Raw genomic sequence first — 11,754 nt, 5'->3', positions numbered from 1 at the left:
TTACGCCGTGTGGGCCGCAAGGGCCTTGGCCACGCGCTCGTTGACGATCTTGCCCTGATGGGCGACGCAGGCGCCCTTCAGGATGTCGTCGTTCATGTCCAGGGTCAGCTCGCCCTTCTTCAGCAGCAGCGCCAGGAACGTATTGACGTTGCGCGAGTAGAGCTGGCTGGCGTGCACGGGCACGGTGGCCGCAAGGTTCAGCGGGGCCACAATGCTGACGCCGTTGACCACGATGGTCTCGCCCGGCTTGGTCAGCTCGCAGTTGCCGCCGTTGGGCGCGGCCAAGTCGATGATGACCGAACCGGCCTTCATGCCGTCGAGCGCTTCCTTGCGGATCATGAGCGGTGCGTGGCGTCCGGGGACCTGCGCGGTGGTGATGATGACGTCGCTGGTCTTGGCGGTCTTGATGATGAGCTGGCGTCCACGCTCGAGCGCTTCCTCACTCAGCTCCTTGGCATAGCCGCCCTTATCCTCGGTGTCGATGCCGCCAAGGTCCACTTCCAGGAACTTGGCGCCGAGCGACTTGACCTGCTCGCCGGCTGCGGCGCGCACGTCATAGGCTTCCACCACGGCACCCAGACGGCGCGCGGTGGCGATGGCCTGCAAACCGGCCACACCTGCGCCGAGCACAAAGACGTGCGCGGGCGGAACGGTTCCGGCAGCGGTCATCAGGAGAGGGAACATGCGCGGCAGCATCTCAGCCGCGGTAATGACCGCCTTGTAACCAGCCACGGTGGCCATCGAGGACAACGCGTCCATGGACTGGGCGCGGGTGATGCGGGGCACCAGTTCCATGGAGATGAGGGTGACGCCGCGCGAGACGGCGGTGTTCAACTCGGCCGGTGCATCCAGCGGACGCAAGAAGCCTACGACGACGCAGCCCGACTTGAGCTTGGCCTGGTCGGCTTCCGGCAACAGGTTGACCGTGGGAAGCACGTCGGCATTCGCCAACATCTCATCACGGTCGGCGGAGATGGTAGCCCCGGCGTGCGTGTAGTCTTCATCGCTCACGCTGGCCCGGACTCCGGCTCCGGCTTCAATGGTGACCGTCAAACCCTGTGCCACAAGGCCCTTTACGGCCTCCGGCATCAGCGCGACTCTGGTCTCAAGAGGGGCGGTTTCCTTTAGAATTGCAACGCGCAAAGGATCCTCCATTGCTGCGAAGAGTAAGCTTCCACAATACTTGGTTCAGGCGACGCGCACAAATCTCCCGCAGACTCACAAGGTGGAAATTGTGCACGGGCATAAACGAAGAAGTATCCACCTTTCGCCGCATTCTGCCAAGCATTTCCCGCTGGAATCGCCTGTTTTTGTGGCTCAACGTGCGAACTGGAACAGTCGGTGCGTCCAAGAAAAATTCGTAGACGCTTCACTGCTGCTTATCGATATGGAATAGGCCGATAGCGCTTTGGGGGCGCTCAAATGGCGTCATTTGCAGTGCCACTTACCAGCCCACCTGTAAGTGGAAGCGCATACGGACACGATTGGGTATACTTCCCGACAATGGAAAACTGCGTGACGTACGAGTTCCATGTGTCCCGTTCGGCCCGTGCGAAGTACCAGTTCAGCGAGACCCTGTTCTCGCTGACGGGCAACGTAGTGTTTGCCAACGTAAAGGCTGCGCGCGAGTTTGCCGAGCGCATCAACCGCGTGCGTGAGGCTGACAAGAACCCGGCGAAGGCCGCGCGTGCCAGCGAACTGAACGCCATGGGCCTCATCGACGAGGCGCTGCACGCGCTGGTCGCCAACTACCGCCTGCGCCAGGACCCGCTGGTGATGACCGACGCGCTCAAGTTCTTTGGGCAGCGCCTGGGTGCCGAACGGCTGGAAAAGACTTTGGCGGCTTTTGCCGAGCAGTTCCCGGTGGTCAAGGTCTACCGCGGCGAGCAGACGGCCGAGGAGTGGCTGAACGGCTCCACAGGCGGCACGCCGCACCGCGCCGTAGCCCTGGAAGAGCTGTGGATGCTCTGGCTGGCGAACGTGAATCCCGGCTATCGCGCTTACGCCGAGCTGTTTGACGAGGTGCAACTCGCCCGCACGGGCTACCGCGAGATCACTGGCGCGTTGCGCGAGTATTTTGAGACGCGTCCGAAGTTTGGTAAGCGGCGGCAGAACTTCCTCGACGTGCTGCGCGCGCCCGCCTTGGCCTCGCCACAATCGCTGGCAGGGCAGTTGGCCTTCCTGCGCGAGGAGTGGCCCGATGAACTGGGCGACATCCTGCGCCAGATACTGACCGCGCTCGGCGTGCTCAAGGAAGAAGAACTCGCTATCTGGATGCAGTTCAACCCGCCCGGCCCGGCGGCGGACCACACCGGCAAGAACGCCGGCTGGCTGACCGGCGGCGACTCGTCCTCGGCGGCAATTCCGCACTTCAACCTGAAGGAGCCGGAGTACGAGCGCTTCAGCCCCGACGTGGACTGGATGCCTTCCACCGTGCTGCTGGCCAAGACCGTCTACGTCTGGCTCGACCAGCTCTCCAAGAAATATCGGCGGGATATTTACCGGCTCGACCAGGTGCCGGACGAAGAACTGGACATGATTGCCCGGCGCGGTTTCAACTCCCTGTGGCTTATCGGCATCTGGGAGCGCAGCAAGGCCTCCCGCCGCATGAAGCAGATGATGGGCAATCCCGAGGCGGTGGCCAGCGCCTACTCGCTCGCCGACTACCGCATTGCCGACGATCTGGGCGGGGAGACCGCCTACCAGAACCTGCGGGATCGTGCGCGCGCGCGCGGCCTGCGGCTGGCCAGCGACATGGTGCCGAACCACATGGGCATCGACTCGCGCTGGGTCACCGAGCATCCTGACTGGTTCGTCTCGCTGCCGTACAGCCCGTTTCCGTCCTATAGCTTCAATGGGCCGGACCTGAGCGAGGACGGCCGCGTGGAGATCAAGCTCGAAGACCACTACTACAACCGCACGGACGCCGCCGTGGTCTTCCGCCGTACCGACCGCTGGAGCGGCGATACGCGCTACATTTACCACGGCAACGACGGCACGAGCTTCCCGTGGAATGACACGGCGCAGCTCAACTACCTGAACCCCGAGGTCCGCGAAGCCGTCATCCAAACCATCCTGCACGTGGCGCGACGCTTTCCGATCATCCGCTTTGACGCCGCCATGACGCTGACCAAGCAGCACTATCAGCGGCTGTGGTATCCGCAGCCGGGGACGGGCGCGGCCATTCCGTCGCGCGCCGAGCATGGGTTGACCAAGCCGGAGTTCGACCGGGCCATGCCCGCCGAGTTCTGGCGCGAGGTGGTGGACCGTGTGGCCAAGGAGTGCCCGGACACGCTGCTGCTGGCCGAGGCTTTCTGGCTGCTGGAAGGCTACTTTGTGCGCACGCTCGGCATGCACCGGGTCTACAACTCGGCGTTCATGAACATGCTGCGCGACGAGGAGAACGCCAACTACCGCAGCGTGCTCAAGAACACGCTGGAGTTCGACCCCGAGGTGCTGAAGCGCTACGTCAACTTCATGAACAATCCCGACGAGCGCACGGCGGTCGACCAGTTCGGCAAGGGCGACAAATATTTTGGCACCTGCACGCTGCTGGCTACGCTGCCCGGACTGCCCATGTTCGGACACGGCCAGATTGAGGGCTACGCCGAGCGCTATGGCATGGAGTACCGCAAGGCTTACAAGGACGAGCGCCCCGACGAGTGGCTGGTGGGCCGCCATGAGCGCGAGATTTCTCCGCTGTTGCACCGCCGCCCGCTGTTTGCGGAGGTCGCGAACTTCCTGCTCTACGACTTCTTCACCGAAGACGGCTACGTGAACGAGGACGTGTACGCCTATTCGAACCGCAAGGGCGACGAGCGCGGCTTAATCCTCTATCACAACCGCTGGGGAAACACTGCGGGCTGGGTGCGCGTCTCATGCGGCTTCGCCGTCAAGCATGCGGACGGAAGCAAGTCGATGACGCAGCGCACACTCGCACAGAGCTTCGGCCTGGCCACGGAGAGCGATTGCTACGTTGCCTACCGTGACGCCAACAGCGGCCTGGAATTTCTGCTGGCCTCGCGTGAGGTTGCGGAGAAGGGCCTGCGCTTTGAACTCGGCGCCTACCAGTACAAGGTGCTGCTCGATTGGCGCGACCTGCGCGAAGATGCCGAGCACCCGTGGGGCGAGCTGTGCGCCATGCTGAACGGGCGTGGCGTGCCCAGCCTCGACGAGGCGCTGCGTGTGCTCGAACTGCGTCCATTGCATGACGCGCTGCGCCACGTGCTGGAGCCGATCCCAGTCGAGGTGGAAGAAGCCGAGGAGGCCGTGGGCGAGCCTGCGCTGGAAGAGATGACCGAAGCCGAAGCCGCTGCCGCCGGACGTGCGGAAGACACCGTGGAAGGACCCGAGCGCACCAGCGAGGAACTGGCCGCGCTCAAGTCCTCCGAGCTTGCAGCGGAGCCGTGGCGGGTGTGGACTCGCGAGCCGCAGCGCGTGGCTGAGATTGCGGAGGGCTTCTACGAGCAGTTGGTGAAGTTTGTGCTGAAGGAACTCTCGCACGACAAGGCCAGTAAGCTGCGTCCGGAAGTGGAGATGGATGTGGCGAAGGCGGTGGCGGCCTTCCGCGAGACACTGGCCGCAGCCGCCAGGTTGCCGGAACTCGAGGCGGAGTTCAGCACCGAGTGGCCGGCCGAAGCGTTGCTGGTACTTCCGGCGCAGCAGGCAAAGTGGCCGCATGCGGTGTGGGGCTCGGTGGTGGCGTGGGCGCTGCTTGCGGCGTTTGCGCGCACGGTGGCTCCGATGAATCCGGACCGCTACGCGCTGAATGTGTTTGAAGAGGCGCGACTGCGTCCGCTGATTGCCGAGGCCATGAACCGGCTGGGGCTGGCCGGCGAGGATTGCTGGCGCAAGGCGGCGCGCGTGCGCTACCTGTTCGCGCACGCAGCTTCAACGCATAAGGCGAAGCCCGCGGCCGCCGCACAGGCGCCGTATTCGTGGTTCAACGATCCGGACGTGCGCTGGCTCATCAACGTGCATGAGCATGAGGGCGTCAGCTACTTCAACCGCGAGCAGTTCGCGCAACTGCTGTGGTGGACGGCGCTCCCGGTGCTGGTGGAGATTTCCGCCGAGTACGCGACGGCCACTGCCGTGGAAGGCGCACGGATGTTCGTCTCTGGTACGCATCAGCAACTGCGCGAGCGGTTGCGCGAAGTTGAGCGCGATCTGAACGAGCGCCTGCGCGCCGCCGCCGATGCGGGGTACAAGGTGGAGGCGCTGGTGGAGCAGGCAGGGGTGTTGTAGAAAATCAGTTTCGAGTTTCGGGTTTCAAGTTTCGAGCAGAAGAGCGGGAATAATGAGAACGGCGCGGACAGTAATCACTGTTCGCGCCGTTTCGTAGTTAGGAGTTTGTCTACTTCGCGCGGTCGAGCGCGTCCAGCACCGTCTGCATGGTCAAAATGCCTTCTGGCAGGACAGTGCCCGTGTGTGAGGCGTCCGAGTCATAGACCACGTAGAGCGGCACGGCGCTGCGATGGAATGAAGCGAGGACCCTGGTGATCTCGGGATCGTAGCTGGTCCAGTCGGCCTTCATCAGCACCACGTTGCGCTCGGCAACCTTGTTGCGGAAGGGCTGCTTGGTGAGCACGGCGCGCTCGTTCACCTGGCAGGTCATGCACCAGGAGGCGGTGAAGTCCACGAAGACCGGATGCCCGGCGGCGCGGGCTTCTGCCAGCTTCTGCTCGGAGAAGGGAACCCACTGGCCGTCGGTTGCAGTAGCCTTGGCTTCGGCGCGCATGTCTGTGCGCGAGAACCATGCACCACTCAGAACGATCAGCACCAGCGCCCAGATGGCGGCCTTGCGCTTGCCGGGCCAGTGACCCAGGACCCAGCCGCCAAGAGCCAGTCCGAGTAGCATCAGAAGCAGTCGCGCGGTCGCGTCCACGGAGGTTTGCCGCCCGAAGACCCACACCAGCCAGATGGCGGTGGCGAAGAGCGGGAAGCTGAACAACTGCTTCATCGTCTCCATCCAGCGCCCGGGCTTGGGCAGCAGTCGCACCCACTCGGGGCGGAAGGCGAGGAGCAGGAACGGCGCGGCCAGTCCTGCCGCAAGTGCGCTGAAGACTGCCACGCACACGACGGCGGGCTGCGCCAGCGCATAGCCCACGGCGGTGCCCATGAATGGCGCGGTGCACGGCGTGGCCACTACGGTGGCCAGCACTCCGGTAAAGAACGCGCCGGTGTCGCCTTCGCGCTGGGCCAGGCCGGAGCCGACGCCCATCATCGAGTAGCCGACTTCAAACAGTCCCGCCAGGTTCAGGCCAAACATCATCATCAGCGCTGCCAGCATGGCTACAAAGCCCGGCGACTGCAACTGGAAGCCCCATCCAATGTGGCGACCTGCGCCGCGCAGGATGAGCAGCGCCGTGACCAGCGCCCAAAACGAAACGAAGATGCCGAGCGTGTAGAACAGGCCTTGGCGGCGGAGGCGTCCGCGTTCGCTGGCGCCCACCTGCACAAAGCTGAGCACCTTGATCGAGAGCACGGGGAAGACGCAGGGCATGAAGTTGAGAATCAGCCCGCCGCAGAAGGCGAGGAACAGAGCCAGCGCCGAATTGCTGATGCCTCCAGCGTTTGGCTGTGCAGGTGCGTCAACAGCGGTGCTCGCGGGCGTGGCGGCCGCAGCCGGTGTAGCTGTGGGAGACGCTGTATCGGCAGTCGCAGGCTGCGCCGGTGCGGCCTCAGTGTTGGCGGCATCGGACGTGCCGTTGATCGCAACATCAATTGCGTAGGCCTTGTCTTCAATCTGCAGCACGCCGCGCAGTTGCTTTAGCGAGCCGTGCAGATTCTCTGACTTCTTTAGAGCAAGGTGAACTTGTCCGTTGCGGTTGAACGGCTCGGTCCTGGCGTTGCCATCCACCTGGTCGGCGGCGAGCGGGAAGAACTCGGCGTGCTTCACGTTGCTGGCGTGGAAGGTCAGTTCCACTTCCTTGGCGTTCTGCGTGGCCGCCAGCTCCCACGCTTTTGGCATGGGCTTGGGCAGGCGTTCGCGAGCCTGCGCGAAGATTGCGGCATTGGCGCTGTTGATTGTGCTGCGCGGGCCAACCGGCAACTCCAGTGACACGTCGGCTTTGCCCGGCAGGCACACGTTGGAGCACACCAGCCAGCGCACGTGCGCCTTGATGGGTAGCTTGCCGGTGGCGTTGGCCGGAACCTTCAACGGCAGCATCAGGGTCACGGTGTCTTCATAGCCGTAATCGAGCAGCGTGCTGAGCGGGAAGCGCTTCGGCACCGGCCACTGAAAATCGCCGACGCTCGCGCCCTGCGGCAGTTCCCACTTGGCGGACGGAGCTTCACCGGAATCGCCCGGGTTCACCCAGTAGATGTGCCAGTGCGGCGCCATCTTGAAGTGCAAACCCAATGTGGCGGTGGAGCCGGCCTTGACCTGCTGCTGTTCCGCGAGCAATTGAAGCTGAAGGTGCTCATCTCCCGCCTGGGAGAAAAGGGGAAGCGCGCAGCAGAGAAGGAAAGCAACGATAAAGTACGAGCGCAGAAAACGAATCATGTTCGAAGTCAGGGTCACGCCAAATACGTCTGGGGCTCGGTGCCCGATAATCTGCGGCCTCGTTGCTGCCGCTTGCCTATATTCTCCCACGAAACGGAACGCGGCGGACGGATTTCGCTGTGTGGAAACCTGTCTGCCTCGTGAGTTCCTGGGGATGTTGAGCGCCTGCGCCATATCCGTTGGATGCGTGCGGAGCTGTTTGGGAAGCAGGGGCGTGGTCCGGGGAGGCCTGGCAACGTCCTGCCTGCGAAGGCGGATGTACACTGTGTGCCACGCTTTTCGCGTACTCTGGCCCATGTTCACGGTTGCGGGGGAGAGAAGAATGAAAAAGATTCTGATTGGTTGCGCGGCGTTGCTGCTGGCATTGCCGCTGGCGGCGCAGACGCGGCCGCAGTTCAGCAACGACGAGATCAACGCCATCTACCCGGACGTCGAAAAGATTTATCTCGACCTGCATCAATCGCCGGAGCTTTCTCTGCATGAGGTGCAGACTGCGCGCAAAATGGCCGACGGGCTGCGCGCGCTGGGCTTTGAGGTGACGCCGGGCGTGGGTGGCACGGGCGTTGTGGGCGTGCTGCGCAACGGCCCTGGCCCCGTGGTGGCTCTGCGAACGGAGCTGGATGCGCTGCCGGTGACCGAGGCCACCGGACTGCCCTATGCAAGCAAGGTTCGTACCAAGAACGACGCGGGGTTGGACGTGGGTGTGATGCACGCCTGCGGACATGATGTGCACATGTCGAGCTGGCTGGGCACGGCTCGCCTGATGGCCGCCAACCGCGCGCGCTGGAGCGGCACACTGGTGATGCTGGCGCAGCCCGCCGAAGAAGGTGGCAACGGCGCTCATGCCATGCTTGCCGACGGTCTCTACAAGCGTTTTCCCAAGCCAGATCACATGCTGGCCGTGCACGATGATTCCGGCATTCCGGCCGGCACGGTGAACGTGGTCAGTGGCGTAGCCAGTTCCGCCGCCGATTCGGTTGACATCACCATCTATGGCCGTGGCGGACACGGCTCCGCGCCAAACACCACGGTTGATCCCATCGTGATTGCCGCCGCCACTGTGCTGCGGCTGCAAACGCTGGTTTCGCGCGAGAAATCGCCGTTCGCGCCCGCCGTCGTAACGGTCGGCTCCATCCACGGCGGCACCAAGCACAACATCATTCCCGACGAGGTGAAGCTGCAACTCACCGTGCGCAGCTATGACCGCGACGTGCGCAAGAAGCTCCAGGAAGGCATTCGCCGCATTGCAAAGGCCGAGGCTGAGGCTGCCGGAGCGCCGCGCGAACCACTGGTGGTCTTCAGCGATGGCGTGGATTCCGTGGAGAACGATGCGGCGTTGGTGCGGCGCGTGAGCGGTGCGCTCCGCACACGGCTTGGCGCGGCGATTCACGATGCCGGGCCGATGACCGCGTCGGAGGACTTCAGCGAGTACCAGACCGGCGGCGTGCCGGTGATGCTGATGTTTGTGGGCGCAGTGAACCCTGCGAAGTTCGCCGAGGCCAGGGAGAAGGGAACGCCGCTGCCGTCGCTGCATTCGGCCTACTTTGCTCCCGACCGCGAGCCGACCATCAAGACGGCCATCACGGTGGAGACCACGGCACTGCTCGATCTGCTGAAGAAGTAGCCGCGTCAACGCACGGAGTTCTCTGCAAAATAAGAAAGGCCGAAGCGCTTGCTTCGGCCTTTCTTTCGCACCGGAGACAATCTCAATAGCTCAGGCGAATCTCAGTCGTCTGGCGCGAGGCACCGACGCGCACCGTCACGTCGCCATTCGGGTGCTGCTCACGGTGGATCGCGTTGTTGTTCACGGTCGCTTTGGCTCCTCCCGTCCAGCGCGCGCCGTTGGCGATGACGATGTCGATGCCGTTCCACCAGGGCTTGTAACTTCCTTCAGGCTTCTCCAGTACCACGCGGACGCCGTTCGGCAGAAGCTCGCAGCGGAACTGCTGACGGAAATAGACGCCGCGACGGTAGTCGTAGCTACGGCCGTCATCGGCATAGACGGAACCGGCACACTTCTCTCCAGGATAAACGCGCAGCGTAAGTGGTCCCTGCGGAACTTCGTCGGTGTTCTGCACCACGGGCTGCATGGGCAGAATGGCACCGGCGCGCACAAAGACCGGCAGCACATCCAGCGCAGGGGTGAGCTTTACGTCCTTGCCGCCCGTTAACCGCTCGCCGCTCCAGAAGTCGTACCACTCTCCGGCGGGCAGCGTGGCGTTATAGGCGTCGAGCCGCTCATCGAGTTTGGGCGCCACCAGCAGGTCGTTGCCGAAGAGGAACTCCTTGTCGTTGAGCGCCACCTTTTCGTCGCTGGCGTAGTCCATGAACATCGGCCGCATGAGCGGCACGGCCGTGCGCGAGGTCTCTTCCATCTGCGTGTAGATATACGGCAGAAGCTGGTAGCGAAGCTCAATGTACTTGCGGCGGATTCGTTCGTGCTCCGGCCCGTGAACCCAAGGCTCCTTGTCGAGTGAGTCCTTGACTGAGTGGTTGCGGAAAATGGGCATGAATACGCCCAGTTCGGTCCAGCGCGTCACAAGGTCGGGCGGCGCCGAGCCGTCAAAGCCCCCCACGTCGTTGCCCGCGAACGGATAGCCCGAAACGCCGAGGCTGAGCAGCGTGGGCAGCGTGAGCCGGTAGTGCAGCCAGGTGCCGCTGTTGTCGCCCGTCCAGGTGGCCGCAAAACGCTGCGTGCCCGCGTAGGCCGCGCGCGTCAGCACGAACGGCCGCTCGTTGGGACGCAGCGCCAGCAGCCCCTCATACGTCGCGCGCACATTCTCCATGCCCACCACGTTGTGGATCTCACGATGCGTGGCCGTGCGCTGGTAGTCGCCTTCTTCGATGCGGTGGCGCGTCTCCAGCGGCATCGTCTTCTCCGGATAGCGGAAGACCGCCGGCTCGTTCATGTCGTTCCAGAAGCCCCGGATGCCGAGATCGAGAAAATGCTTGTTCAGCGCGCCGTACCAGCGGCGCGTGGCTTCGCGCGTGAAGTCTGGGAAGACGCTGTCGCCGGGCCAGACCTTGCCCACGTACTCGCTGCCATCGGGGTTCTTCACAAAGTGGTTGCCCGCGTGTCCGCTGTCGTAGACGCTGTAGCCCGCCTCGCGCTTGATGTGCAGGTCGCTGATGGCCACCAGCTTCACGCCCTCATCCGCCAGCCTCTTCACCATCTGCTCAAAGGTGGGGAAGTACGCGCGGTTGATCTCGTAGGCCTTGTAGCCGTCGAGGTAGTCAATGTCGAGATAGATCACATCGAGCGGAATCTTGCGCGCGCGGAACTCGGCCGCCAACTGCTCCACGCGCGATTGCGGATAGTAGCTCCAACGCGATTGCTGATAGCCGAGCGTATAGAGCGGCGGCAGCTCCGTGTGCCCGGTCAACGCGGCGTAGAGCGCCAGTACGTGGCGCGGCGCGGGGCCATTCAGAAAGTAGTAGTTCAGTTCGCCGCCCTCGGCGCCGAAGGAGAGCACGTCGCGCGTGCTCTTGCCGAGGTCGAAGTTCGAGCGCCAGGTGTTGTCCATGAACACGCCATAGGCGCGGCCCTTGCGCAGCGCCACGTAGAACGGAATGGCCTTGTAGAGCGGGTCGGTGCCCTCCTGGAAGCCGGGCGCGTCGGTTGTCCACATGGTGTAGGAGCCGCCGGTTCGGTCGAGCGGCGAGGTCTTGTCGCCCAGCCCGAAGTAGTGCTCGTCGGCGGGCATCGCCTTGTAAAGCCGGAATTCCTCGCCATTCCACTCCGCAGGACGCTGCGGCTGATCCTCGCAGAGCATGTTGCCATCGGCGTCCTCTATTACGACGCGAGCGGTTGCCCGCTCGATCTTCACCGTCAGCGTGGCGGTGCGAAAGCCCACAAATTGCGGGTCGTCGACGGGCGCGACCTTGGGTGCGCTCAAACCTGTCTGGCTGACCACGGCGAAGGAGAAATCGCGCGGGAACTCGCTTTGACGCGTGTACCGCAGGCGCAGCACATCGTTGTCGAGTGCGGTCACGCGCACGAGCGCCTCGGCGGTGCGGAACTCCACACCGTCCGGCAGCGGGTGGCTGCTCACAATGCGTCCAAGGCGTGCGTAAGTGGCGGACGTCTGCGCGGCGAGCGGCAGGGCGAGGAGCAGCGAAACAAGCAGCAGTCTGAGGCGTCGCATAAGCTTCGGCGGAAGCCTAAGCGTCCGGCGAAGGTGTGTCAACCGCGCGAACCCCGGCACGTGAATGAAATGTTGCAACTGCGAGGGCTGGCGGATTGTTCTCCA

The 11,754-nt window shown here is 63.8% G+C and carries 5 protein-coding genes; 2 read left to right on the top strand and 3 right to left on the bottom strand.

Annotated features, from left to right (window positions below; translation table 11 throughout):
- A complete protein-coding gene (locus tag AC6IZO_RS05660; RefSeq protein ID WP_497808852.1) occupies positions 1–1,143 on the bottom strand; it encodes a Re/Si-specific NAD(P)(+) transhydrogenase subunit alpha in 1,143 nt (380 codons plus the stop codon).
- Positions 1,144–1,533: 390 nt separating this feature from the next.
- On the opposite strand from AC6IZO_RS05660, the gene AC6IZO_RS05655 reads away from it, so the two are divergent.
- Complete coding sequence (locus tag AC6IZO_RS05655; protein WP_497808850.1) at positions 1,534–5,244, top strand: alpha-amylase family glycosyl hydrolase; 3,711 nt, start codon at positions 1,534–1,536, stop codon at positions 5,242–5,244.
- 109 nt (positions 5,245–5,353) lie between these two features.
- Here AC6IZO_RS05655 and AC6IZO_RS05650 read toward each other — a convergent pair whose 3' ends face one another.
- Entirely contained in the window at positions 5,354–7,405 is a 2,052-nt protein-coding gene (locus tag AC6IZO_RS05650; RefSeq protein ID WP_497808848.1) for a protein-disulfide reductase DsbD family protein, read from the bottom strand.
- 421 nt (positions 7,406–7,826) lie between these two features.
- Here AC6IZO_RS05650 and AC6IZO_RS05645 point away from each other — a divergent pair, with 421 nt between their 5' ends.
- On the top strand, positions 7,827–9,128 hold the full coding sequence (locus AC6IZO_RS05645; RefSeq protein WP_497808846.1) for an amidohydrolase: 1,302 nt from the start codon (positions 7,827–7,829) through the stop codon (positions 9,126–9,128).
- 82 nt (positions 9,129–9,210) lie between these two features.
- On the opposite strand, the gene AC6IZO_RS05640 is transcribed toward AC6IZO_RS05645, so the two are convergent.
- The gene (locus tag AC6IZO_RS05640; RefSeq protein ID WP_497808844.1) at positions 9,211–11,649 is read right to left on the bottom strand and encodes a glycoside hydrolase family 31 protein; all 2,439 of its coding nucleotides are present in this window, start codon (positions 11,647–11,649) and stop codon (positions 9,211–9,213) included.
- Between the last annotated feature and the right edge of the window lie 105 nt (positions 11,650–11,754).

The organism is Oryzophilus luti, from assembly GCF_059726245.1.
Note: the sequence above shows the minus strand (reverse complement) of the source record. Positions and strands in the feature narration are given on the sequence as shown.

Excerpts from the sequence above, each read along its gene's own strand:
- AC6IZO_RS05640 (WP_497808844.1), bottom strand. The coding sequence starts at position 11,649 with ATGCGACGCCTCAGACTGCTGCTTGTTTCGCTGCTCCTCGCCCTGCCG.
- AC6IZO_RS05645 (WP_497808846.1), top strand. The coding sequence starts at position 7,827 with ATGAAAAAGATTCTGATTGGTTGCGCGGCGTTGCTGCTGGCATTGCCG.